The organism is Streptomyces sp. NPDC045899 (genome assembly GCF_056431485.1).
Genome location: NZ_JBWKKP010000007.1, coordinates 300,533 through 325,254, shown reverse-complemented (window position 1 = coordinate 325,254; position 24,722 = coordinate 300,533). Strand labels below are relative to the sequence as shown.

The 24,722-nt window shown below is 70.3% G+C and carries 21 protein-coding genes and 1 pseudogene; 6 read left to right on the top strand and 16 right to left on the bottom strand.

Annotated elements, in window-relative coordinates; all coding sequences use genetic code 11:
• The 3 genes and pseudogenes from AC07FT_RS13895 to AC07FT_RS13885 form a co-directional block, all read left to right on the top strand.
• Positions 1 to 108, top strand: a pseudogene (locus AC07FT_RS13895) (roadblock/LC7 domain-containing protein); the annotation flags it as partial.
• An 82-nt stretch (positions 109 to 190) separates the two neighbouring features.
• A complete protein-coding gene (locus AC07FT_RS13890; protein ID WP_479176426.1) occupies positions 191 to 871 on the top strand; it encodes a DUF742 domain-containing protein in 681 nt (226 codons plus the stop codon).
• Positions 852 to 1,430 carry a GTP-binding protein gene (locus AC07FT_RS13885; protein WP_468042224.1) on the top strand — a complete coding sequence of 193 codons (579 nt, stop codon included), beginning with the start codon at positions 852 to 854 and terminating at the stop codon, positions 1,428 to 1,430. Before AC07FT_RS13890 ends, AC07FT_RS13885 begins: the two co-directional genes overlap by 20 nt.
• Positions 1,431 to 1,617: 187 nt before the next feature.
• Here AC07FT_RS13885 and AC07FT_RS13880 read toward each other — a convergent pair whose 3' ends face one another.
• A complete protein-coding gene (locus AC07FT_RS13880; RefSeq protein ID WP_471204519.1) occupies positions 1,618 to 1,860 on the bottom strand; it encodes an acyl-CoA carboxylase subunit epsilon in 243 nt (80 codons plus the stop codon).
• Positions 1,861 to 1,901: 41 nt separating this feature from the next.
• The gene (locus tag AC07FT_RS13875; RefSeq protein ID WP_471204521.1) at positions 1,902 to 3,485 is read right to left on the bottom strand and encodes an acyl-CoA carboxylase subunit beta; all 1,584 of its coding nucleotides are present in this window, start codon (positions 3,483 to 3,485) and stop codon (positions 1,902 to 1,904) included.
• 331 nt (positions 3,486 to 3,816) lie between these two features.
• On the opposite strand from AC07FT_RS13875, the gene AC07FT_RS13870 reads away from it, so the two are divergent.
• The gene (locus AC07FT_RS13870; RefSeq protein ID WP_479176425.1) at positions 3,817 to 4,446 is read left to right on the top strand and encodes a YceI family protein; all 630 of its coding nucleotides are present in this window, start codon (positions 3,817 to 3,819) and stop codon (positions 4,444 to 4,446) included.
• 65 nt (positions 4,447 to 4,511) lie between these two features.
• Here the strand turns inward: AC07FT_RS13870 and cimA are convergent, their stop codons facing one another.
• The 3 genes from cimA to AC07FT_RS13855 form a co-directional block, all read right to left on the bottom strand.
• On the bottom strand, positions 4,512 to 6,110 hold the full coding sequence (gene cimA / locus AC07FT_RS13865) for a citramalate synthase (RefSeq protein WP_471204525.1): 1,599 nt from the start codon (positions 6,108 to 6,110) through the stop codon (positions 4,512 to 4,514).
• Positions 6,111 to 6,411: 301 nt separating this feature from the next.
• On the bottom strand, positions 6,412 to 7,497 hold the full coding sequence (locus AC07FT_RS13860) for a branched-chain amino acid aminotransferase (RefSeq protein ID WP_471204527.1): 1,086 nt from the start codon (positions 7,495 to 7,497) through the stop codon (positions 6,412 to 6,414).
• Positions 7,498 to 7,700: 203 nt separating this feature from the next.
• Entirely contained in the window at positions 7,701 to 8,741 is a 1,041-nt protein-coding gene (locus AC07FT_RS13855) for a 3-isopropylmalate dehydrogenase (RefSeq protein WP_471204529.1), read from the bottom strand.
• A gap of 138 nt (positions 8,742 to 8,879) precedes the next feature.
• On the opposite strand from AC07FT_RS13855, the gene AC07FT_RS13850 reads away from it, so the two are divergent.
• Complete coding sequence (locus AC07FT_RS13850) at positions 8,880 to 10,463, top strand: purple acid phosphatase family protein (RefSeq protein ID WP_479176424.1); 1,584 nt, start codon at positions 8,880 to 8,882, stop codon at positions 10,461 to 10,463.
• On the opposite strand, the gene AC07FT_RS13845 is transcribed toward AC07FT_RS13850, so the two are convergent.
• From AC07FT_RS13845 to AC07FT_RS13835, 3 genes are all read right to left on the bottom strand, one after another.
• Positions 10,457 to 10,579, bottom strand: coding sequence for a hypothetical protein (locus AC07FT_RS13845; protein WP_303331856.1), 123 nt, complete (start codon positions 10,577 to 10,579; stop codon positions 10,457 to 10,459). The two genes, AC07FT_RS13850 and AC07FT_RS13845, sit on opposite strands and share 7 nt — an antisense overlap.
• A 542-nt stretch (positions 10,580 to 11,121) precedes the next feature.
• Positions 11,122 to 12,753, bottom strand: coding sequence for an L-glutamate gamma-semialdehyde dehydrogenase (gene pruA, locus AC07FT_RS13840; protein ID WP_471204532.1), 1,632 nt, complete (start codon positions 12,751 to 12,753; stop codon positions 11,122 to 11,124).
• Between the two features lie 71 nt (positions 12,754 to 12,824).
• On the bottom strand, positions 12,825 to 13,751 hold the full coding sequence (locus AC07FT_RS13835) for a proline dehydrogenase family protein (protein ID WP_471204534.1): 927 nt from the start codon (positions 13,749 to 13,751) through the stop codon (positions 12,825 to 12,827).
• A 167-nt stretch (positions 13,752 to 13,918) separates the two neighbouring features.
• On the opposite strand from AC07FT_RS13835, the gene AC07FT_RS13830 reads away from it, so the two are divergent.
• Positions 13,919 to 15,181 (top strand): PucR family transcriptional regulator, encoded by a 1,263-nt coding sequence (locus AC07FT_RS13830; RefSeq protein WP_471204536.1) that lies wholly within the window; start codon positions 13,919 to 13,921, stop codon positions 15,179 to 15,181.
• Positions 15,182 to 15,195: 14 nt separating this feature from the next.
• On the opposite strand, the gene AC07FT_RS13825 is transcribed toward AC07FT_RS13830, so the two are convergent.
• From AC07FT_RS13825 to AC07FT_RS13790, 8 genes are all read right to left on the bottom strand, one after another.
• Positions 15,196 to 16,029 (bottom strand): MerR family transcriptional regulator, encoded by an 834-nt coding sequence (locus tag AC07FT_RS13825; RefSeq protein WP_479176423.1) that lies wholly within the window; start codon positions 16,027 to 16,029, stop codon positions 15,196 to 15,198.
• A 40-nt stretch (positions 16,030 to 16,069) separates the two neighbouring features.
• Positions 16,070 to 16,663: a TetR/AcrR family transcriptional regulator gene (locus AC07FT_RS13820; RefSeq protein ID WP_479176422.1), complete on the bottom strand. Its 594-nt coding sequence runs from the start codon at positions 16,661 to 16,663 to the stop codon at positions 16,070 to 16,072.
• 176 nt (positions 16,664 to 16,839) lie between these two features.
• Positions 16,840 to 18,345 carry an MFS transporter gene (locus AC07FT_RS13815; protein WP_479176421.1) on the bottom strand — a complete coding sequence of 502 codons (1,506 nt, stop codon included), beginning with the start codon at positions 18,343 to 18,345 and terminating at the stop codon, positions 16,840 to 16,842.
• Positions 18,346 to 18,405: 60 nt separating this feature from the next.
• Positions 18,406 to 19,095, bottom strand: a complete 690-nt coding sequence (locus tag AC07FT_RS13810; protein ID WP_479176420.1) for a TetR/AcrR family transcriptional regulator — start codon at positions 19,093 to 19,095, stop codon at positions 18,406 to 18,408.
• A 213-nt stretch (positions 19,096 to 19,308) separates the two neighbouring features.
• Positions 19,309 to 20,913, bottom strand: coding sequence for a phosphoglycerate dehydrogenase (gene serA, locus AC07FT_RS13805; protein ID WP_479176419.1), 1,605 nt, complete (start codon positions 20,911 to 20,913; stop codon positions 19,309 to 19,311).
• A gap of 269 nt (positions 20,914 to 21,182) precedes the next feature.
• Complete coding sequence (gene ilvC / locus AC07FT_RS13800; protein WP_471204548.1) at positions 21,183 to 22,181, bottom strand: ketol-acid reductoisomerase; 999 nt, start codon at positions 22,179 to 22,181, stop codon at positions 21,183 to 21,185.
• Positions 22,182 to 22,299: 118 nt separating this feature from the next.
• Complete coding sequence (gene ilvN / locus AC07FT_RS13795; protein WP_471204550.1) at positions 22,300 to 22,824, bottom strand: acetolactate synthase small subunit; 525 nt, start codon at positions 22,822 to 22,824, stop codon at positions 22,300 to 22,302.
• Between the two features lie 39 nt (positions 22,825 to 22,863).
• Positions 22,864 to 24,717: an acetolactate synthase large subunit gene (locus AC07FT_RS13790; RefSeq protein ID WP_479176418.1), complete on the bottom strand. Its 1,854-nt coding sequence runs from the start codon at positions 24,715 to 24,717 to the stop codon at positions 22,864 to 22,866.
• Between the last annotated feature and the right edge of the window lie 5 nt (positions 24,718 to 24,722).

Below are 24,722 nucleotides of genomic sequence, written 5' to 3'. Positions count from 1 at the left end.
TGCGACATCGGCCTCGTCGGCTACGAGATGGCCCTGCTGGTCGACCGCGCGGGCAACGTCCTCACCCCGGACCTCCGCGCCGAACTGCAAGGCAGTCTTCTCAACTAGCAAACATGGAGTGCGTTACGCGCCACCGCGCCATAAGGTGCGGTGGCGCGCACGGCAAGACAGGCGAGTTGGAGGAGGAAACGTGGCAACGCCCCCTAGCGGATATCCGTACGGCTCTGGGCAGCCGTCGGAACCGCGCGGAGAAGCGCCGCTGAAGCGCTTCAACTTCCCCTCCGCCCCCAGCGGCCAGCCCCACTCCCAGGAGCCGGACGACCGGTACCAGGAGCCGGGTGACCGGTACCAGCAGCCGCTGCCGCCCCAGCGCCAGCCGCAGCAGGGCCGCCGGCAGCCGTACCCGCCCTCCTACGCGCCCCAGGGCGCGCCGGAGGGGCCGCGGTACGAGCCGCCGCCCGCGCCGCGTATCCAGCCCGTACAGCCGCCCGCGCGCCCCGCCCCGGACCCCTCCCCCGCGGGCGGCACGCACAATCCCCTGGTGCGGCCGTACGCCATGACCGGGGGCCGGACCCGGCCCCGGTACCAGCTCGCCATCGAGGCGCTGGTGCACACCACGGCCGAACCCGCCCAGCTCCAGGGCCAGCTGCCCGAGCACCAGCGGATCTGCCAACTGTGCCGTGAGATCAAGTCGATCGCCGAGATCTCGGCACTGCTCACCATCCCCCTGGGCGTCGCCCGGATCCTTGTCGCCGACCTGGCCGAGGCCGGGCTCGTCGCCATTCACCAGCCCGGCGGCGACCAGTCCGCCGGCGGCCAGCCTGACGTGACACTGCTCGAAAGGGTGCTCAGTGGACTTCGCAAGCTCTAGCGGTGCAGCCCGCTCCACCACCTCCGCGAAAATCGTGGTGGCGGGCGGCTTCGGCGTGGGCAAGACCACGTTCGTCGGCGCGGTCTCGGAGATCAACCCGCTGCGCACCGAAGCCGTGATGACCTCCGCCTCGGCGGGGATCGACGATCTCACCCACGCGCCGGACAAGACCACCACCACGGTGGCGATGGACTTCGGGCGTATCACGCTCGACCAGGACCTGATCCTGTACCTGTTCGGCACGCCGGGACAGGACCGCTTCTGGTTCATGTGGGACGACCTGGTCCGCGGTGCCATCGGCGCCGTGGTGCTCGTGGACACCCGCCGCCTGGCGGACTGCTTCCCGGCCGTGGACTACTTCGAGAACTCCGGACTGCCCTTCGTCATCGCCCTCAACGGCTTCGACGGCCACCAGCCGTACAACCCCGAAGAGGTCCGCGAGGCGCTCCAGATCGGCCCCGACGCGCCGATCATCATCACCGACGCCCGCCACCGCAGCGAGGCCAAGAGCGCTCTGATCACCCTGGTCGAGCACGCACTGATGGCCCGGCTGCGCTAGGCCGTGTCGTTCGGATCTTCGCGGGTCCGCGAAGATCCGAACGACACGACCTGGCCGTCCCGGCGGTCCCGCGCAACGCGAAAGCCCCTGCTCTCCGAGGAGAGCAGGGGCTTTCTCATGCTCGCTGACGCTTCCGTCGCCTCCGGACGATGTGCGGTCGCCCGGCGGCGGTCGCGTCGCGGGGGTGTCAGCCCTGCCAGCTGTGCGGCGCGCGGAACGCCGACTGGCGCTCCAGGCGGCGCCAGCGCGCGGCGCTGCGGCGCGGGCGGACCGAGCCACCGGTGCGGTGGTGACCGGCGGTGGCGGCGGCGCGGGCGAGGAGGACCGCGGTGACCGCGGCCAGTTCCTCGGCGTCCGCGTGGCCCTTCTCGACGCGGACGAGCGTGGCCACCGCGGCGGCGGTATCGGCGGAGTCCTCGGACATGCTCATGGTGGGCTTCTCCCTCAGTTCCCTCTGTGGCGGTGCCGCGGTTACTGCGGCGGGTTGCCGTGCTTGCGGGACGGCAGGTCGGCGTGCTTGTCGCGCAGCATCGCCAGGGACCGGATCAGGACCTCACGGGTGTCGGCCGGGTCGATGACGTCGTCGACCAGGCCCCGCTCGGCCGCGTAGTAGGGGTGCATCAGCTCGGACTTGTACTCCTTGACCATGCGCGCGCGCATGGCCTCGGGGTCGTCCGAGTCGGCGATCTGCCGGCGGAAGATCACGTTGGCCGCGCCCTCGGCGCCCATCACCGCGATCTCGTTGGTGGGCCAGGCGTAGGTCAGGTCCGCACCGATGGACTGGGAGTCCATGACGATGTAGGCCCCGCCGTACGCCTTGCGCAGGATGACCGAGATACGCGGAACAGTGGCATTGCAGTACGCGTAGAGCATCTTGGCGCCGTGCCGGATGATCCCGCCGTGCTCCTGGTCCACACCGGGCAGGAAGCCGGGCACGTCGAGCAGTGTGATCAGCGGGATGTTGAAGGCGTCGCACATCTGGATGAAGCGCGCGGACTTCTCCGACGCCTCGATGTCCAGCACTCCGGCCAGCGACTGCGGCTGGTTGGCGATGATGCCGACCACCGCGCCGTCCAGCCGGGTCAGGGCACAGATGATGTTGGTCGCCCAGCGCTCGTGGACCTCGAGGTAGTCGCCGTCGTCGACGATCTCCTCGATGACCTTGCGCATGTCGTACGGGCGGTTGCCATCGGCCGGGACCAGGTCCAGCAGCGCCTCACCGCGCCGGGAGGCCGGGTCGTCGGACTCGGCGACCGGCGGGTTCTCCCGGTTGTTCTGCGGCAGCAGCGACAGCAGGTAGCGCACCTCCTCCAGGCATGTCTCCTCGTCGTCGTACGCGAAGTGACACACACCGGAGGTCTCGGCGTGCACATCGGCACCGCCGAGCCCGTTCTGCGAGACCTTCTCGCCGGTCACCGCCTGGACCACATCGGGTCCGGTGATGAACATCTGCGAGGTCTCCCGGACCATGAACACGAAGTCGGTGAGGGCCGGGGAGTAGGCGGCGCCGCCCGCGCACGGGCCGAGCATCACGCTGATCTGCGGGATGACACCGGACGCCTTGGTGTTGCGCTGGAAGATGCCGCCGTATCCGGCGAGGGCGGAGACGCCCTCCTGGATGCGGGCTCCGGCACCGTCGTTGAGGGACACCAGCGGGGCCCCGGCCGAGATGGCCATGTCCATGATCTTGTGGATCTTCGTCGCGTGGGCCTCGCCCAGCGCCCCACCGAAGATCCGGAAGTCGTGTGCGTAGACGAACACCGTCCGACCGTGGACGGTCCCCCAGCCAGTGACGACCCCGTCGGTGTAGGGCCTCTTCGCTTCCAGCCCGAAGCCGGTCGCGCGGTGCCGCCGCAGCGGCTCCACCTCGTTGAAGGACCCCTCGTCCAGCAGCAGATCGATCCGCTCGCGAGCCGTCAGCTTCCCCTTGGCCTTCTGGGCCTCGGTCGCCCGCTCGCTCGGGCCGCGCCGAGCCTGCTCGCGGATCGCGTGCAGCTCGGCGACGCGCCCGCGAACGTCACTCGCCTCAGCGGGCGCACCTTCGAGATTGGTCATGGAACGACGGTACGTTCCCGGACCCTCGGAAGCGCATGTCAATTCCATACAACGTCGACGGCGTTTTGGTGGGCAGGCGACACAGAACTGGACAGCGGATTTCGTGCCACCTGCTGTGCCGCACCACATTCGCCGCTGTGGGTCCTCCACAAACTTCGGACCCCCGCGCGGTCACCGTACGAGCTTGACCACCCGGATGGTCGGCAGCCGCCGGGGCGGCCTCCGCCGGAACCGTTCACTCCGGGATGTTGAAAGTTGAACGGAATGGGTCTACGCTCGGGAGCGCCCAAGGTTGTTCAACGTTCAACCACATTGACCCGGAGGAGGAGCCATGGCTCTGTTCCGTCGCCACACCAGCAGCACGACCCCCGGCACCGCGGCCGTCGGCTCCGTGACCGCGCCCGATCCGGCGCTCGCCGCCCTGACCGGTGAGTACACGATCGACCCCGCCCACAGCGCCATCGGCTTCACGGTGCGGCACGCGATGGTCACCAACGTCCGCGGGACGTTCGCCGACCACCGCGGCACCCTGAGCCTGGACGGTGCCGACCCGTCCCGTTCGACCGCGTCGATCGACATCACCATCGGCAGCGTGGACACCGGCATCAAGGACCGGGACGCCCATCTGCGCAGCGCCGACTTCTTCGACGCCGACGCCTTCCCGCTGATGACCTTCCGCAGCACCGCCGCGGAGCGGATCGACGGCGACCGTTACCGGATCACCGGTGACCTCACCATCAAGGACGTCACCCGGCCGCTCTCCATCGATCTGGAGTTCAACGGCTCGGCCACCGACGTCTACGGCAATGAGCGGGTCGGCTTCGAGGGCGGCGCCGAGATCCAGCGCTCCGCATGGGGGCTGACCTGGAACGCCGCACTGGAGACCGGTGGGGTGATGGTCAGCGACAAGGTCCGGCTGACCTTCGACATCTCCGCGATCAGGAACACCGCGCAGGACTGATCCCGGACCCCGCCCGGCCCCGGCAGAGCCACGCCCCCGAGGGCGCTGCCGGGGCCGCGGCCATATCACTCCTGCGGTTCCACCCCGGCCCGCAGCAGGCCGTAGGCGTAGGCGTCGTCCAGCGCCTGCCAGGACGCGGCGATCACGTTCTCCCCGACGCCGACCGTCGACCACTCGCCCTTGCCGTCGGTGGTGGAGACCAGCACCCGGGTCGTGGACTGCGTACCGTGCTTGCCTTCCAGGATGCGGACCTTATAGTCCACCAGCTCCAGGGCGGCCAGCTGCGGGTAGATCCGCTCCAGACCCACGCGCAGCGCCCGGTCCAGGGCGTGGACCGGACCGTTTCCCTCGGCCGTGGTGACGATCCGCTCGCCCTTGGCCCACAGCTTCACGGTGGCCTCGTTCGCGTGGGTGCCGTCCGGGCGGTCCTCGACGATCGCCCGCCAGGACTCGACCCGGAAGAAACGGCGGGCCCGGCCCTCGGCCTCCGCACGCAGCAGCAGTTCGAAGGAGGCGTCGGCGGCCTCGTAGGTGTAGCCCGCGAGCTCCCGTTCCTTGACGCGTTCGACGACCCGGCCGACCAGTGCGCGGTCGTCGCCGAGGTCGATGCCCAGCTCCTTGCCCTTGAGCTCGATCGAGGCGCGGCCCGCCATGTCCGAGACCAGCATCCGCATGGTGTTGCCGACCTGCTCGGGGTCGATGTGCTGGTACAGGTCCGGATCGACCTTGATGGCCGAGGCGTGCAGCCCGGCCTTGTGGGCGAACGCGGAAACACCCACATAGGGCTGGTGGGTGGAGGGCGTCAGATTGACGACCTCGGCGATGGCGTGCGAGATCCGGGTCATCTCCGCCAGTGCGCCCGGGGGCAGCACCGCACGGCCGTACTTCAGCTCCAGCGCCGCGACGACCGGGAAGAGGTTGGCGTTGCCGACCCGCTCGCCGTAGCCGTTGGCGGTGCACTGGACGTGGGTGGCGCCCGCGTCCACGGCGGACAGGGTGTTGGCCACGGCGCAGCCGGTGTCGTCCTGGGCGTGGATGCCCAGCCGGGCGCCGGTGTCGGCCAGGACGGTGCGGACCACCGCGTCGATCTGCCCCGGGAGCATCCCGCCGTTGGTGTCGCACAGCACGACCACCTCGGCGCCCGCCTGGTGGGCGGTGGCCACGACCTGCTTGGCGTAGGCGGCGTTGGCCCGGTAGCCGTCGAAGAAGTGCTCACAGTCCAGGAAGACCCGGCGGCCCTGGGAGCGCAGGTAGGCGACGGTGTCGCGGATCATCTCGAGGTTCTCCTCGAGCGAGGTGCGCAGCGCCAGTTCCACATGGCGGTCATGGGACTTGGCGACCAGCGTGATCACCGGTGCGCCCGAGTCGAGGAGCGCCTTCACCTGCGGGTCGTGCGCGGCGCTCACCCCCGCCTTGCGGGTCGCGCCGAAGGCCACGAGCAGTGCGTGCTTGAAGTCGATCTCCTCGCGCGCCCGCGCGAAGAACTCGGTGTCGCGCGGGTTGGCTCCGGGCCAGCCGCCCTCGATGAAGCCCACGCCGAAGTCGTCGAGGTGACGGGCGATGGTGAGCTTGTCCGCGACCGTCAGATTGATGCCCTCGCGCTGCGCGCCGTCGCGCAGCGTGGTGTCGAAGACATGGAAACCGTCGTCGGGCAGATCCTTCATGGTGGTCGGGCTCCTGTCGGATGGATCTCGGTCTACCGGAATAACCGGTTCCGCGCCCTCCTATGATCCCTCACGCTCCGCATCCGGTGGGATGGTCCGGAAAACGAAAAGACCCCTCGCGGGTGCGAGAGGTCTGCGCGCGGGTCTGGGGCACGGTGTCCGCGCCGTACCGGGTCGTACGGGGCGGTCACTGCGGACCGGCGCGCCTGCTGCCAATAATCATGGCGAACGAGAGCACGGGGGCAGTCTGGCACATTCCGCCCCCGGGCTCCCTTCCGTCTCAGGATGCGAACGGCGGGCGTCAGCCCAGACGGTGCATCCAGCCATGAGTGTCCGGGGCGGCGCCGGTCTGGATGTCCAGCAGCGCGCGGCGCAGCTTCATCGTGACCGCACCGGGCTCACCGTCGCCCACCGTCCAGCTGCCCCGGGCGGACTTCACCGAGCCGACCGGGGTGATGACGGCGGCGGTGCCGCAGGCGAACACCTCGGTGAGGGATCCGTCCGCGTTCCCCTCGCGCCAGTCGTCCACCGAGATCCGGCCCTCGGAGACCTCGTGGCCGAGGTCGGCGGCGATCCGCAGCAGCGAGGCGCGGGTGATCCCGGGCAGCAGCGAACCGGAGAGCTCGGGGGTGACGATGCGGTCCCCGTACACGAAGTACAGGTTCATCCCGCCCATCTCCTCGATCCAGCGGCGCTCGATGGCGTCCAGCCAGACCACCTGGTCACAGCCCTGCTCGGCGGCCTGCGCCTGGGCGACCAGCGAGGCGGCGTAGTTGCCGCCCGCCTTGGCGGCGCCGGTGCCGCCGGGGGCCGCGCGGACGTACTCCTCGGAGAGCCACACCGAGACCGGCTTGACCCCGCCGGGGAAGTAGGCCCCGGCCGGGGAGGCGATGACCACGAACAGGTACTCGTTGGCGGGCCTGACCCCGAGCCCGACCTCGGTGGCGAACATGAACGGCCGCAGGTACAGCGACTCCTCACCGGTGCCGGGCACCCAGGCCCGGTCCTGGGTGACCAGCGCGTCACAGGCCGCGATGAAGGTCTCCACCGGAAGCTCGGGCATGGCCATCCGGCGCGCCGACGCCTGGAAGCGCTCGGCGTTCTGCTCGGGGCGGAAGGTGGCGACCGTGCCGTCGGGCTGCCGGTACGCCTTGAGCCCCTCGAAGATGGTCTGCGCGTAGTGCAGCGTCATGTTCGCCGGGTCGAGCGGCAGCGCGGCGTACGGCACCAGCTGGGCGTCGTGCCAGCCACGGCCCTCCGTCCACCTGACGGTCACCATGTGATCGGTGAAGTGGCGGCCGAACCCGGGGCTGGCCAGGATCCGCTCCCGTTCCGCGTCGGAGAGCGGGTGGGACGAGGGCTTGAGCTCGATCGTGGGCGTCGTCATGAGTGGTAGTCCTTCACCGTTCGGTTGTCGCGGACCGCGCTCACACCGTCCCGACCGTCATCGGTACGAGGACGTCCGAGTTTCGCTTCGCACAGCGGCCCCACCAGGATTATCGCCTAGGTGGGGCCGGGGGAAGAGGTGTGCGGGTGGCGCGCGGCCCAGGTCGATGGTCGCACCCGGCCGCGCAGGGGCACCGGCTGGGGTCAGCCGGCCACCCGCGCGGCGAGCGCGTCGCCGATCTCGTCGGTGGTGCGGGGCGTGCCGTCCCGCTCGGCGAGGTCCTGTGCGACGGCGGCCTCGATCCGGGCCGCCTCCTCCGGGTGACCGAGGTGCGACAGGAGGAGGGCCACCGACAGCACGGTCGCCGTCGGGTCGGCCTTGCCGGTGCCCGCGATGTCCGGGGCGGAGCCGTGGACCGGCTCGAACATCGAGGGGAAGGTGCCGGAGGGGTTGATGTTGCCGCTCGCGGCGAGCCCGATACCACCGGTGACGGCGGCGGCGAGGTCGGTCAGGATGTCACCGAAAAGGTTGTCGGTGACGATCACGTCGAACCGCTCGGGCTGGGTCACGAAGAAGATCGTCGCGGCGTCGACATGCAGATAGTCGGTGGTGACCTCGGGGTACTCCTGGCCGACCTGGTCGAAGATGTTCTTCCAGAGGTGACCGGCGTGCACCAGGACGTTGTTCTTGTGGACCAGGGTCAGCTTCTTGCGCGGCCGGGCGTTGGCGCGCTCGTACGCGTCACGTACCACCCGCTCCACGCCGTAGGCCGTGTTCAGGCTCACCTCGGTGGCCACCTCGGCAGGGGTCCCGGTGCGCAGCGAGCCACCGTTGCCCACGTAGGGGCCCTCGGTGCCCTCGCGGACGACCACGAAGTCGATGTCGGGGCGTCCGGCCAGCGGGGTCGGGGTGTTCGGGAAGAGCTTCGACGGACGCAGGTTGACGTAGTGGTCGAAGGCGAAGCGGAGCTTGAGGAGCAGCCCGCGCTCCAGCACCCCGGAGGGCACCGACGGATCGCCGATCGCGCCGAGCAGGATCGCGTCGTGGTCCTTCAGCGACTCCAGGTCGGCGTCCGGCAGGGTTTCACCGGTGGCGTGCCAGCGGCGGGCACCGAGGTCGTAGTTCCGGGTCTCCAGCTTCACGTCCTGCGGAAGCGCGGCGGCGAGGACCTTGAGGCCCTGGGCCACGACCTCCTGGCCGATACCGTCACCGGGGATCACTGCGAGGCGAAGGGAGCGAGACATACCGGGACCCTACTCCTCGTCCCATGGACTGACACTGACCGTCCGCCATTCGGACAGCCGGTGTGCCCCGTCAACCGGTAAGCCGCCGTTCACCCGGTGTACCGCGCGCCGTTGACCGGCCGGGGGAGATTCCGGTTCATGGACACTCCACGGTTCGGTATCCCTGAGCCGCTCGCGCGCCGGATGAGCATGGCCGAGCAGCACGAGTACCTGCGGGCGCGGTTCTCCCGCCGGAGGGTGCTGCGCGGGGGCGCGGCCGCGGCGGGCGCGGGCGTCGGCGCGGGGCTGCTGGGCGGCTCGGCGTGCGCCACCGGCGCCCGGCTCGCCCCCGCGGCGGTCCCGGCACCGCGCCGGACCACCGTGGACGGTTCACTGGTGGCGCCGTTCGGCCGTCATCTGGCGTTCGGCGCCGACCCCATGACCCAGATGCGGATCTCCTGGCAGGTACCGCTGGCGGTGCGCCGGCCCCGGGTACGGATCGGCCCGGGGCCCGGAGAGCTGACCCGGACGGTCGAGGCCGAGGTGCGCCCGCTGCACACCCCGGCGCTGGGTGACGAGCTCCCCGCGGTCGACCAGTACTACCTGCACGCCGCGGTGGACGGGCTGAGCCCCGACGTCACCTACTACTACGGTGTCGGCCACGAGGGCTGGGACCCGGCCGACCCCCGGCACCTGTCCTCGGTGGGCACCTTCCGCACCGCGCCCGAGCGGCCCGCGCCGTTCGTCTTCACCGCCTTCGGCGACCAGGGCGTGAGCTATCACGCACTCGCCAACGACCGGGTGATCCTGGGCCAGAACCCGTCCTTCCATCTGCACGCGGGCGATCTGTGCTACGCGGACACCACCGGCCACGGCAAGAAGTCCGACCTGTACGACGCGCGGGTCTGGGACTCCTTCCTCGCCCAGACCGACGCGGTGGCGGCCACCGTGCCCTGGATGGTGACCACCGGCAACCACGACATGGAGGCCTGGTACTCCCCCGACGGATACGGGGGACAGCTGGCCCGCTGGTCACTGCCGCAGAACGGACCCGCACCGCGCTCGGCGCCCGGCGTCTACTCCTTCACCTACGGGAACGTGGGCGTGGTCGCGCTGGACGCCAATGACGTCAGCCACGAGATCACCGCCAACACCGGATGGAGCGGCGGTGAGCAGACCCGCTGGCTGGACCGGCGGCTGACCGAGCTGCGGGCGCGGGAGGACATCGACTTCGTGGTGGTCTTCTTCCACCACTGCGCGTACTCCACGACCAGGTCCCACGCCTCGGACGGGGGTGTGCGCGACGCATGGGTACCGCTGCTGGAGCGGCACCAGGTGGACCTGGTGATCAACGGCCACAACCACGTCTACGAGCGCACCGACGCCATCCGGGGCGGGAAGACCGCCCGCCGGGTGCCGGTCGGCGGGGACGCCGACGCGGTGCGCGACGGGATCGTCTATGTGACGGCGGGCGGAGCGGGCGCGGACCTGTACTCCTTCCCCGTGCCCGACAGCTACGAGGGGAAGGTCCGGGACCTCGACGAGGTGAAGACCTACCACTGGACGAAGGGCGGGGAGAAGGACCACGACACCGTGGAGTGGTCACGGGTCCGCTACACCGGCTTCTCCTTCCTCGCGGTGGAGGTGGAGCCCGGTGCCGCTCCGAAACTGAAGGTCACGGCGCTGACGGAGTCCGGTGAGCGCGTGGATCACTTCACGATCACGCGCTCCCGGCGTCAGTGACCGGTGGAGCCGCCGTTGTCCCGGCGGTCCAGCGCGCGCTGGAGCGCGGCGGCCGCCTTCTGGCGGTCGGTGTTGTCCGTCTTGCGGCGGACCCTGCGGATGGTCGTCTCGGCCATGTTCACGTCTCCTTGGCTCAACCCCGGAAAAGGCCGGGGGGAATCCCCGAGAAGGTGGCAACCGGAAAGGGCGGGGGTCTGGGTGCGGCAGGGGTCACCTGCGGATGTGCACCGACCACGTCCGCCGTCGCTCGATGGAGCGAGACGTTCGGCTTCCACAAAAGTACGACAGCCGGCCGTCGCTGTCTGCACAATTAGTCGGACGTCCTACTATCTGAGACGCAAAAAACGGCCGATGGAAACCATCGGCCGTCCTGCTGTCCCGTGGCGGAGCCACGGCGGGCCCGTCCTGATGATCGAGGCCGACCCCCGTCCGACCTCGACCACCCTGGCCGATCCCGAACCGCCGTGGGTGACCTCGCGTCCGGTTACCCACGTAAACTGCGGTAAATAATGCCTACTTGATTGCCTGACGCTAGCACCGTCACCGCTCGGGCGTCCACAGCTTTACGGCGTATTCCGCCTCCGCACAGCACACCGCCCCCGGCCGCGTGTGGACACGGCCGGGGGCGGGACAACGGGCGCGGAGCGCGCCGGGCAGGTCAGCCCATGTGCGGGTAGCGGTAGTCCGTCGGCGGGACCAGGGTCTCCTTGATGGAGCGGGTGGAGGTCCAGCGCATCAGGTTCTGCTTGGCGCCCGCCTTGTCGTTGGTGCCGGAGGCACGGCCGCCGCCGAACGGCTGCTGGCCGACCACGGCACCGGTGGGCTTGTCGTTGATGTAGAAGTTGCCCGCCGCGAAGCGCAGCGCCTCACAGGTGGCGGCGGCCGCGGCACGGTCCCGGGCGATGACGCAGCCGGTCAGACCGTAGGCCGAGGCCGACTCCATCTGCTGGAGCATCGCGTCGTACTCGGCGTCCTCATAGACGTACACGCCCAGGATCGGGCCGAAGTACTCGTCCTTGAAGATCTCGTTCTCCGGGTCGGTGGAGACCAGGACGGTCGGCCGGACGAAGTAGCCCTCGCTGTCGTCGTAGGTGCCGCCCGCGATCACCTCGACGGTCGGGTCGGACTTCGCCCGGTCGATCGCCGCCTTGTTCTTGGCGAAGGACCGGTCGTCGATGACCGCGCCCATGAAGTTGCCCAGCTCGGACACGTCGCCCATGGAGAGCCCGTTGACCTCGGTGGCGAACTCCTCCTTGAAGCCGTTCTCCCACAGCGAGCGCGGGACATAGGCGCGCGAGGCGGCGGAACACTTCTGGCCCTGGAACTCGAAGGCGCCACGGGTCATCGCGGTCTTCAGCACCGCCGGGTCCGCGGACGGGTGGGCGACGATGAAGTCCTTGCCGCCGGTCTCGCCGACCAGCCGCGGGTAGGTCTTGTAGTTCTCGATGTTGGCGCCGACCGTCTTCCACAGGTACTGGAAGGTGCGGGTGGAGCCGGTGAAGTGGATGCCCGCGAGGTCCGGGTGGGCCAGCGCCACCTCGGAGACGTCCTTGCCGTCACCGGTGACCAGGTTGATGACGCCCTTGGGCAGCCCGGCCTCCTCCAGCAGCTGCATCAGCAGCACCGCGGCGTGGGTCTGGGTCGGGGACGGCTTCCAGACCACCACGTTGCCCATCAGGGCGGGGGCGGTGGGGAGGTTGCCCGCGATGGCGGTGAAGTTGAAGGGGGTGATCGCGTAGACGAACCCCTCCAGCGGCCGGTGGTCGGAGCGGTTCCAGACACCGGGCGAGTTGGTCATCGGCTGCTCGGCCAGGATCTGGCGCGCGAAGTGCACATTGAAGCGCCAGAAGTCGATCAACTCGCAGGGAGTGTCGATCTCGGCCTGCTGGGCGGTCTTGGACTGGCCGAGCATGGTGGAGGCAGCGAGGGTCTCCCGCCACGGGCCGGACAGCAGATCGGCGGCCTTGAGGATGATCGCGGCCCGGTCGTCGAAGCTGAGCGCGCGCCACGCCGGGGCGGCAGCCAGCGCCGCGTCGATCGCGTCCTGCGCATCGGCCTGGGTGGCGTTGGCGTAGGTGCCCAGACGGGCCGCGTGGTTGTGCGGCTGTACGACGTCGAAGCGCTCGCCGCCGCCCATCCGCTTCTCGCCGCCGATGGTCATCGGCAGCTCGACCGGGTTCTGGGCCAGCTCCTTGAGCTTGGTCTCGAGGCGGGCGCGCTCCGGGGTGCCGGGGGCGTAGGTGTGCACCGGCTCGTTCACCGGGACGGGGACCTGGGTGACGGCGTCCATGGTGGCCGTTGTCTCCTTCGATCGTCGGGTTACGAGGTCTGCTTTACGGGAGTCTGCGGGCGGCGCGGCGATCAGCCGCGGCTGACCAGCGAGCGCAGGAAGAACGCGAGGTTCGCGGGGCGCTCCGCGAGGCGGCGCATGAAGTACCCATACCAGTCTGTTCCATACGGGATGTAAACCCGCATCCGGTGCCCCTCCGCCACCAGCCGCTCCTGCTCGGCCTCGCGGATCCCGAAGAGCATCTGGAACTCGTACGCGTCCAGCTTGCGGCCGAACCGGCGGGCCAGCTCCTGGCCGATGGCGACCATACGCGGGTCATGGGAGCCGATCATCGGGTAGCCGTCACCGGCCATGAGGATCTTCAGACAGCGCACATACGCCCGGTCCACCTCGCGCTTGTCCTGGTAGGCGACGCTCGCGGGCTCCTTGTACGCGCCCTTCACCAGCCGCACCCGGGAGCCCTCCCCGGCGAGCGCCCGGCAGTCGTCCTCGGTGCGGAACAGGTACGACTGCACCACCGCGCCGGTCTGCGGGAAACGGCTGCGCAGCTCGCCCAGGATCGCCAGGGTGGAGTCCACGGTGGTGTGGTCCTCCATGTCCAGGGTGACGGTCGTCCCCGCCTCGGCCGCGGCCTCGACGACCGGGGTGACATTGGCGAGCGCCACGTCATGGCCGCCGGAGAGGGCCTGCCCGAAGGCCGACAGCTTGACCGACATCTCCGCGCGGACGCCGAGTCCCTCGGCGGCCAGCGCCTCGGTCAGCGCGAGATAGGCGTCCCGGTTGCGCAGCGCTTCGGCGCGGTCGGTGATGTCCTCACCCAGATGGTCGAGGGTGACCTCCAGACCGCGCGACGTCAGGGAACGCACGGCCGCCATCGACTCGTCCAGGCGCTCCCCGGCCACGAATCGGTCCACCATCGGGCGGGTGACCGGCGCGGCCGAGACGACCCGGCGGATGGCGGCACTGCGGGAAGCGGCAAGCAGCACGGGTCCCAGCACGGGGCACCTCCACGATGACAGCCGTCGAACGGCACCAACAACTCACCGTGAAACCTAAGGATCGCTCGTATCCGCGACCATCGACAGCTGTCCTACATCCGTGTCCGGGATCTCAGACATCTGTATGAGAATGGGGGAGGCGGAAGCGGGAAGGAGGCGTGCGGTCGGTGCGGGACGACTATCAGCAGCTGGTGGACGAGATCACGGCGGCGCTCGGCGCGCCCGCGACCCTGGAGAACCGTGACTTCGCCCTGATCGCCTTCGGTGCCCATGACAGCGGTGACGCCGAGGAACCGGCCCTGGACCCGGTGCGCACCCGCTCCATCCTCCAGCGGCGCTCCACGGCGGCGGTGCGGGCCTGGTTCGAGGCGTTCGGGATCGCCCGCGCCCAGGCCCCGCTGCGGATCCCGCCGGATCCGGCGGCCGGGGTCTTCATGGGCCGCATCTGCCTGCCCGTGCGCCACCGCGGTGTGGTGCACGGCTATGTGTGGCTGCTGGACGACGGCCATCTCTCCGATCTGGAGCTCGGGGGCCCCTCGGGGGCACCGGACCCGCGGCTGGCGCGGGCCATGGAGACCACCGCGCGGATCGGGGCGCTGCTGGCGGCCGAGGCACGGGCCGGGGAGGAGCTGGGCGAGCTGCTCGGCGAGCTGCTGACCGGGCCGCCGGACGGCCGGGAAGCGGCCCGCGCGGGGCTGCGGGCCGCGCTGCGGCAGACGGCCGACGGTCCGCTGGCGCTGGTGGCGGTGGTGCCCTGGACCCCGGACACCGGCGCGGACACCGACCATCCGGGGCTCCCCCGGCTGCCGGGGATCGCGGCGGCCTGTGTGGTGCCCGGCACCGCGGACGTCACCCTGGCGGCCCTGGTACGGCTGCGCGCCGCCAGCGCCCCGGACCCGGCGCGCGCCACCGCCGAACAGCTGCTGCGCTCACCCCGGGCGAGCGCCCCGAGCGCACCCGGCCCCGGCCCGGAGCTTCCGCCGGGCGGCGGCCGGGACACGGCCGCGGGCGTCTCCGGGCCGCGCCGCGGTCTGGACGAGCTGCCCGCCGCCTGGGGCGAGGCGATGGCGGCCGCGCGCGCCGCCCGCGCGGACGCCCGGCTCGGACCGGTGGCCGAATGGGCCGCCATCGGCCCGTACCGCCTGCTGGCCGGTCTCCCCCCGGCCCGGCCGGACGCGGCAGTCCGCCCGCTGCTGGAGCGTACGCACGCCGAACTCGCCCGCACCGCCGAGGCGTTCCTCGACTGCGCCGGTCAGGCCGGCCGCACCGCCCAGCTGCTCGGCATCCACCGCCAGACCCTCTACTACCGGCTCTCCCGGGTGAAGCAGCTGACCGGCCTGGACCTGGACTCGGGCGAGGACCGCCTCCTCCTCCACATGGCCCTCAAGGCCGCCCGCCTCGGTCCGCCGGGCGGCGCGGACGGCGGATGAGCGGAGTCGCCGCGTCACTTCACGGGGAACGCCACATCGCAGACCTCGTCGTCCGGACCCGCCGCGCACCAGTCCGCGAAGTAGACCTCGCGGCAGGGTCCGGTGACGGTCAGACCCTCGTCGGCGGCCCAGCGCTCGACCGCGTCGAACGCCGAGGTGATCTGCGGATAGGCGACCTGAGCCTTGGTCAGCCGGGTGTAGGCCAGCCGGTGGGCGGGCTCATGACGCAGCGACACCTCACGGCGGTGGGCGGCGGCGTACTTCCCGGCGGCGGCGCGGTCGGCGACCGGCACACACGCCTCGGCCGGGCCGTCGCTCTCCTCGCTGACCTCGGCGTGGTAGAGGACGAAGGCGGGACCGGCGGTGTCGCCGCACACCGCCGCGGCGGACTCCAGCCTGCCGAGCGCGGCGCCGATCCACGAAGGGAGGTCGTCCGCGAGCAGATGGCGGCGCTCGGTGAGCAGGGTCTGCTCACCGACCTCGCGAAGGTTGATCTCGTACATCTCGGATCTCCTGTCCGACAACCGGTCACGGAGGTGTCTCGCGAGGGACCGCTGCCGGGCGATGCGTGCCTCGACGGCGTCCCAGTAGGCCGCCACCTCGCACGCCGCCCGCTCCCCCGGGAGCTCCAGCACCCGGCCGATCCGCTCCAGCGGCATGTCCAGCCGCCGCAGCAGCGCCACCAGCCGGGCCCGCTCCACCTGGTCGGCGCGGTACCAGCGGTAGCCGGTGGCCTCGTCGACCCGGTCCGGGGCCAGCAGCCCCAGCCGGTCGTAGAGCCGGAGTGCCTTGGGTGACAGCCGCGTCCGGCGCGCGAACGCGCCGATGCTGAGCAGGGGTGTGTCCACCGTGGTGATCCTCCGTCCCGGGCACCGCGCCCGGTGACCCTCACGCTGAGGTCTGCCCCTTGGTCAAGGTCAAGGTCAGCCGCATGGCCTCGATCAGTTCCCGGGCGTCCGGGGTGAGTTCGGGATCGATGGCCATCTGGACCACCAGGCCGCTCATCAGGGTCATATAGAGGGATCCCAGGGTGCGGGAGGTCTCCTCATCGGCCTCGCGCCCGTCGGTGCCGTGGAAGAGCGCCACCAGCGCCTGCCGGGCCTCCGGCTGGGCCGCGGCGAAGGCCTCGCGCATCTCGGGGTCCCGCTCGGCCTGCATGACGGCCTCCAACTGCGCCCGCCACACCGCCTGGTGCTTGCTGAACAGCTCCAGGGCCCGCGCCCAGCCGGACTCGAACCGGACGGCCGGATCACTGCCGGCCGCCGCGCCGTCCGAGAGGGACCGCTGGACGTCATCGGCCCAGTCACCCATGGCCGCGAAGAGCGCCTCCCTCATCAGGGCGTCCTTGGAGCCGTAGTGGTAGCCGATGGAGGCCAGGTTGGCGCCGGAGGCGGCCACGATGTCCCGCGCCGTCGTGCGCGACCAGCCCTTCTCCAGCAGGCAGCGCTTCGCCCCGGCCAACAGGTCCTCTCGATGTCCCATGGCCCCAGCCTATCCCGGTGTCATACATCCGTCCCAGACGCTCGTCTTATACGGACGTACGAGACAGCGTTCATACCACCGCGCGGTCTCCGCGGAACACCACGAAGGCCCTCCGTCCCGCGAGGAGAGCGCGGAACGGAGGGCTCGTGCGACAGCGGCCGGGGGGGGGACCGCCGTCAGCCCAGATGCACGGCCTTGGGCATGGCGTCCTGCGCGCCCGGCTCCCGGGAGGGCCGCGGCGTGTTCATCAGGATGGTCACCACGACGGCCGCGCTCGCGAGGATCGCGGAGGACCACACGAACGCCTCCGAGAAGCCCTCGACCAGACCGGTCTTCATATGCGTCTGCATGTTCTGCCGGGTGATCTCGTGCATGTGCTCGGCCTTGTAGTCATCCGTCGCGCTGGTGGCGATGGTGTTGAGCAGCGCGGTGCCGATCGAACCGCCGATCTGCTGGGCGGTGTTGACGGTGGCGGACGCGACACCGGCGTCCTGCTCGTTCACCCCGTGCGTCGCGTAGTTCATCGCCGGGGCCATCACCAGGCCCATGCCGAAGCCGACCAGGATCTCCGCGGGCAGCACCCCGCCCGCGTAGGAGCTGTCGATGTCCAGCGGGATCAGCAGCGCCACACCGGTGGCCGCGATCAGCAGACCGGGGCCGACCAGGGCCCGCGGCGCCACCTTGGGGATGAGCCGCGAGGCGAGACCGCCCGCGGAGACCAGCACCGACGCGGTCATCGGCAGGAAGGCGCAGCCGGTGGTCAGCGCCGAGTAACCCTTCACGACCTGCATGTAGTAGGTCAGGAACAGGAACATGGCGAACATGCCGACCACCGCGAGGCCCACGGCGAGGTACGCGCTGCCCCGGGTGCGGTCCGTCAGCACACGCATCGGCAGCAGCGGGTTCCTGACCCGCTTCTCCACCAGGATGAAGGCGAAGAGCAGCACCACACCAGTGGTGAGCAGACCGACCACCATCGAGGAGTCCCAGCCCTCGGACTCGGCCTCACTGCAGCCGTAGACCAGGGCCACCAGACCGGTCACGGCCAGGAACACACCGGGGATGTCGAAGCGTGCCCGGCCCTCGCCCTTGACGTCGGCGGGCAGCACCCACCAGCTGAGGACGGCGAGCGCGGCGATCGGCACGTTCACGTACAGGCACCAGCGCCAGTCGAGGTACTCGGTGAGCGCGCCACCGACGACCAGACCGATCGCGCCACCACCCGCGGCGATGGCACCGAAGATACCGAACGCCTTGGCCCGCTCCTTCGGCTCGGTGAAGTTCACCGCGAGCAGGGACAGCGCCGAGGGAGCCAGCATCGCGGCGAACGCGCCCTGGAAGGCACGGGCCAGCAGCAGCGTCTCGAAACCGGAGGCAGCGCCACCGAGTGCGGAGGCCCCGGCGAAGCCGAGCAGACCGATCAGGAAGGTGCGCCGGCGGCCGGTGTAGTCGGCGATCCGGCCACCGAGCAGCAGCAGGCTGCCGAACGCCAGGGTGTAGGCCGTGATCACCCACTGACGGTCACCGTCGGAGATGCCGAGGTCCTTCTGGGCCGACGGCAGGGCGATGTTCACGATGGTGACATCGAGGACGATCATCAGCTGGGCGAGGCCGATGAACAGCAGGGCCAGCCAGCGCCGAGGGTTGACCTCGGGCTGCTGTATGCCGGTTGGCTGGGACATGAGGGATTGCCTTTCTGGTCTTTCTGATCGTTCCGAAAGCCGAGCGGAGAGAAAGGGAGTTCAGTCGTCCGCGCGAGCGTCGTCGAGCACGCGCTCCCGGAGCCGCCTGAACGCGGGGGCGTCCACGGCTGGGCCGCTGAGCATGGTGGTGGGACGCGGCGAGCCGCTGGGGCGCAGCCCGTCGACGAACACATCCAGATGGCGGTGGGCGATGGCTTCGTCGTCCGGGAAGTGCCCGCCGCCTGGCAGCGGCCGGGACAGCCGCATGATCATCATCGTGATGTCGCCGAAGACGACATCGGGGCGGAGCTGCCCCGCCGCCTGGGCGCGGAGCAGTATTTCGTCGATCAGGTCCACGGCGTCGCCGCGGACCTCGTCGAGCACCTCGCCGAGGCTGATCCGGCCGAGCAGCGAGGGCATCACCGACCCGATCTTGAGGTCGAGGGCCCGGTGCATGAAGCGGCGCAGCGCCTCCACCGGATGACCGCCGTCGGCCAGGGCCTCCCCCGCGGCCTCGGTGAGGGCGGTGAGGACCTCGGTGGCCACCCCGCGGAACAGGTCGGACCGCTGCGGGAAGCGCCGGTAGAGCGTGGCGATACCCACCCCGGCGCGCCGGGCGATCTCGTCGAGCGGGGCGTCGGGCCCCTCGTCGACGAAGACCTCACGGGCGGCACGCAGGATCTGCTCACGGTTGCGCCGTGCGTCGGCCCGCATCCGGGGCGCGGCGTCGGTGGGGAGGTCAGCAGACACGGGCGTACTCCTGCGGGACGTACTGAGGGGAAGCCGTCTGGGCTATGTGGAGAGTTTTTCTCCACATAGCTGTCAGCGTAGCGAGGTCGCCCGCGATATTCAACATGCGATGAAAAAAATCGGGAAGCCCCTGCACATCACGGTTCCGCACATGAAAAATGGGCCCGGTCCCCGCCGGAGCGGGAACCGGACCCCAGGGGTCCGTGGAGCGGACTAGCCGGCCAGATTGACCGAGCGGGCCGAGGTGGCCCCGATCTCACCGGCGATCTCGCCGAGGACGGCCGGCGGGATGGTGTCATCGACGGTCAGCGCCACCAGGGCGGCGCCACCGACCGCGGCACGCGAGACCTGCATGCCCGCGATGTTGATCCCGGCCTCGCCCAGGATGCGGCCGAGCGTGCCGACCACACCCGGGCGGTCGGTGTAGCGCAGGAACGCCATGTGGTCCGCGAGGGCCAGGTCGACGTCGTACTCGCCGACCGCGACGATCTTCTGCAGATGCTTGGGACCGGCCAGCGTGCCGGAGATCGAGACCTCCTCGCCACCGGAGAGGGTGCCGCGCACGGTCACCACGTTCCGGTGCTCCGACGACTCCGAGCTGGTGGTCAGCCGCACCTCGACACCGCGCTCCTGCGCGAACAGCGGGGCGTTCACATAGGACACGGTCTCGTCGACGATGTCCTCGAACACACCCTTGAGCGCGGAGAGCTCCAGCACCTTGACGTCGTGCTGGGTGATCTCGCCGTACACCTCGACATCGAGCCGCACCGCGACCTCGCCCGCGAGCGCGGTGAAGATCCGGCCCAGCTTCTCGGCCAGCGGCAGCCCGGGGCGGACGTCCTCGGCGATCACGCCGCCCTGGACGTTCACCGCGTCCGGGACCAGCTCGCCCGCGAGCGCCAGCCGCACCGAGCGGGCGACCGCGATACCCGCCTTCTCCTGGGCCTCACCGGTGGAGGCGCCCAGATGCGGGGTGGCGACCACATTGTCGAACTCGAACAGCGGGGAGTCGGTGCACGGCTCCTGGGAGAACACATCCAGACCGGCCGCGGCCACCCGGCCCTCCTTGAGGGCGGCGGCCAGCGCCACCTCGTCCACGATCCCGCCCCGCGCGGCGTTGACGATCCGGACCTCGGGCTTGACCTTGCGCAGCGCCTCGTCGCCGATCAGGCCGAGGGTCTCGGGGGTCTTCGGGAGGTGGACGGTGATGAAGTCGGAGACCTCGAGCAGCTCGTCCAGCGAGAGCAGCTTCACACCCATCTGGGCGGCGCGCGCGGGCTGCACATAGGGGTCATACGCGACGATCTTCATCCCGAACGCGGACATCCGCTGGGCCACCAGGACGCCGATCCGGCCGAGCCCGACCACACCGAGGGTCTTCTCGCTGAGCTCCACACCGGTGTACTTGCTGCGCTTCCACTCGCCGTTCTTCAGCGCGGCGTTGGCCTGCGGGATGTTACGCGCGGTGGCGACCAGCAGACCGCACGCCAGCTCGGCGGCGGTGACGATGTTGGAGGTCGGCGCGTTCACGACCATGACGCCCGCCTTGGTGGCGGCCGCGACGTCCACATTGTCCAGACCGACGCCCGCGCGGGCGACCACCTTCAGCCTCTTCGCCGCGGCGATCGCCTCGGCGTCGACCTTCGTCGCGCTGCGGACGAGGATCGCGTCCACGTCGGCGAGGGCGGGAAGCAGCTCGGCGCGGTCCGCGCCGTTGCAGCTCCGGATCTCGAAGTCCGGGCCCAGGGCGTCGACCGTGGCCGGCGACAGCTCCTCGGCGATGAGTACGACGGGTTTACCGGTGGCAGCAGTGCTCACGTGGTCTTCAGTCCTCACTAGTCCTCAGCGGACGGCCGTCCCGACGGCCGCTGGCGGTGAAGGGGAGCCGCGTGGAAGACGCACGACGCTGTGAGCCTGACGCGCTTGTTGCCCTTGAGTGTAGTGGCGGTCCGGCGTGTGTCTTGCGCCAATGCGGCAGGATCACCCGCACGTGGTGGTGCGGGGTGGCCAACGCGCGGACCGGTGCGGCGGGGGCTCCGGAGAGCCCCCGCCGCGCCCGGGGCACGGCCACCCGCGCCACCAGAGGCTTACGCCTCGTCGTCGACCCAGCTCATGAGCTTGCGCAGCTCCTTGCCGGTGGTCTCCAGCAGGTGGTCCTCGTCCGCCTTCTTGAGCTCGTTGTACTTCGGCAGACCGGCGTTGTACTCGGCCATCCAGTTCTTGGCGAAGGTGCCGTCCTGGATCTCGCCGAGGACCTTCTTCATCTCGGCCTTGGTGGAGTCGTTGATGATCCGCGGGCCGGTGACGTAGTCGCCCCACTCGGCGGTCTCGGAGATCGACCAGCGCATCTTCTCCAGGCCGCCCTCGTACATCAGGTCCACGATCAGCTTCAGCTCGTGGAGGCACTCGAAGTACGCGATCTCGGGCTGGTAACCGGCCTCGACCAGGGTCTCGAACCCGGCCTTGACCAGCGCCGCGGTACCACCGCAGAGCACCGCCTGCTCACCGAACAGGTCGGTCTCGGTCTCCTCGGTGAAGGTGGTCTTGATGACGCCCGCGCGGGTGCCGCCGATGCCCTTGGCGTACGACAGGGCCAGCGCGAAGGCGTTGCCGGTGGCGTCCTGCTCGACGGCCGCGATGCACGGCACGCCGCGGCCCTCCTCGTACTGGCGGCGGACCAGGTGGCCCGGGCCCTTCGGGGCGACCATGCAGACGTCCACATGGGCCGGGGGCTTGATGAAGTCGAACCGGATGTTGAGGCCGTGGCCGAAGAACAGCGCGTCGCCGTCCTTCAGGTTGTCCTTCACGGACTCCTCGTAGACCTTGGCCTGGATCGGGTCCGGGACCAGGATCATGATCACGTCGGCCTCGGCGGACGCCTCGGCCGGGGTGACCACGCGCAGGCCCTGCTCCTCGGCCTTGGCCTTGGACTTCGAGCCCTCGTGCAGACCGACCCGCACATCGACGCCCGAGTCGCGCAGCGACAGCGCGTGGGCGTGGCCCTGGCTGCCGTAGCCGAGGATGGCGACCTTGCGGCCCTGGATGATCGACAGGTCGGCGTCGTTGTCGTAGAACAGCTCGGCCACTTCGGGTTTCTCCTAGCGTTTGGGTTGTGCGTCCCACCGTATGACGGGTGGGCGGGGAATGGTTCGGGGGTCTCGCGATGCGGTCGGGCCGCGCCGGGGTGGCGGCGCGGCCCGCCGGTCAGGCTGAGCGGTCGAGCGCGCGCAGACTCCGGTCGGTGATGGAGCGGGCGCCGCGCCCTATGGCGATGGTGCCGGACTGCACCAGCTCCTTGATGCCGTACGGCTCCAGCATCCGGAGCATGGCCTCCAGCTTGTCGCTGCTGCCGGTGGCCTCGATGGTCACGGCCTCCGGGGAGACGTCCACGGTCTTGGCGCGGAAGAGCTGGACGATCTCCACGACCTGGGAACGCGTCTCGTTGTCGGCGCGGACCTTCACCAGGACGAGTTCCCGCTGGATGGCCGCGCTGTCCTCCAGCTCGACGATCTTCAGCACATTGACCAGCTTGTTGAGCTGCTTGGTGACCTGCTCCAGGGGGAGCTCCTCGACATTGACCACGATGGTGATGCGGGAGATGTCGGGGTGCTCGGTGACGCCCACCGCGAGCGAGTCGATGTTGAAGCCGCGGCGGGAGAACAGGGCGGCGATCCGGGCCAGGATGCCGGGGGTGTTCTCCACCAGGACGGAGAGCGTGTGCTTGGACATGGCTTGTGTCTCTCTTCTTCTCTCGTCTCGGTCCTGGCCTCAGTCGTCTTCGCCGTCGCCGAAGTCCGGGCGGGTGTCGCGCGCCGCCAGGATCTCGTCGTTGGAGGTGCCGGCCGCGACCATCGGCCAGACCATGGCGTCCTCGTGGACGATGAAGTCCACGACCACCGGACGGTCGTTGATCGCGTTGGCCTTCTCGATGACGGCGTCGAGGTCGGCGGGGTCCTCACAGCGCAGGCCCACACAGCCCATGGCCTCGGCCAGCTTGACGAAGTCCGGGACCCGGGTGCCCAGGTTCTGCTGGTCGGGGGTGCTGGGGCCGGAGTGCAGCACGGTGTTGGAGTAGCGCTGGTTGTAGAAGAGGGTCTGCCACTGGCGGACCATGCCCAGCGCGCCGTTGTTGATGATCGCGACCTTGACCGGGATGTTGTTCAGCGCGCAGGTGACCAGCTCCTGGTTGGTCATCTGGAAGCAGCCGTCCCCGTCGATCGCCCAGACCGTACGGTCCTCGGCACCGGCCTTGGCACCCATGGCGGCCGGGACGGCGTACCCCATGGTCCCGGCGCCACCGGAGTTCAGCCAGGTGGCGGGCTTCTCGTAGTCGATGAAGTGGGCGGCCCACATCTGGTGCTGGCCGACGCCCGCGGCGAAGATCGTGTCCTGCGGCGCCAGCCGGCCGATCCGCTGGATGACCTGCTGGGGCGAGAGGCTGCCGTCGGCAGGCTGGTCGTAGCCGAGCGGATAGGTCTCCCGCCAGCGGTTCAGATCCTCCCACCAGCCGGTGTAGTCACCGGTGTGCCCGGCGTCGTGCTCGGCCTGGACGGCGACCACCAGATCGGCGATGACCTCGCGGGCGTCACCGACGATGGGGACGTCGGCGGCGCGGTTCTTGCCGATCTCGGCCGGGTCGATGTCCGCGTGGACGATCTTGGCGTACGGGGCGAAGGAGTCCAGCTTGCCGGTGACGCGGTCGTCGAAGCGGGCACCGAGCGCCACGATCAGATCGGCCTTCTGCAGGGCGGTCACCGCGGCGACGGTGCCGTGCATCCCGGGCATGCCCAGGTGGAGCCGGTGGCTGTCGGGGAACGAGCCCAGCGCCATCAGGGTGGTGGTGACCGGCGCCCCGGTCAGCTCCGCCAGGACCCTCAGCTCGGCCGTGGCCTGCGCCTTGAGCACACCGCCACCGACGTACAGCACCGGACGCTCGGCCTGGGTGATCAGCCGTGCGGCCTCGCGGATCTGCTTGGCGTGCGGCTTGGTGACCGGGCGGTAGCCGGGCAGATCGGTCTGCGGCGGCCAGGCGAAGGTGGTCCGGGCCTGGAGGGCGTCCTTGGCGATGTCGACCAGGACCGGGCCGGGGCGGCCGGTGGAGGCGATGTGGAACGCCTCGGCGATCGTCCGCGGGATGTCCTCGGCCCGGGTGACGAGGAAGTTGTGCTTGGTGATCGGCATCGTGATGCCGCAGATGTCCGCCTCCTGGAAGGCGTCCGTACCGATGGCCTTGGAGGCGACCTGACCGGTGATCGCGACGATCGGCACCGAGTCCATATGGGCGTCGGCGATCGGGGTGACCAGGTTGGTGGCGCCCGGACCAGAGGTCGCCATGCAGACACCCACCTTGCCGGTGGCCTGGGCGTAACCGGTGGCCGCGTGGCCCGCGCCCTGCTCGTGCCGCACCAGCACGTGCCGGACCTTCGAGGAGTCCATCATCGGGTCGTACGCCGGGAGGATCGCACCGCCGGGAATACCGAACACGGTGTCGGCCCCGACCTCCTCGAGTGAACGGATGAGGGACTGCGCGCCCGTGACGTGCTCGACGGTGGCGGACGATCCGCCGTTACGGGCCCGCGGCTGGGGATGGTGGGCCCCGGAGGCCTGCTCGGTCATCGGCATTCTCT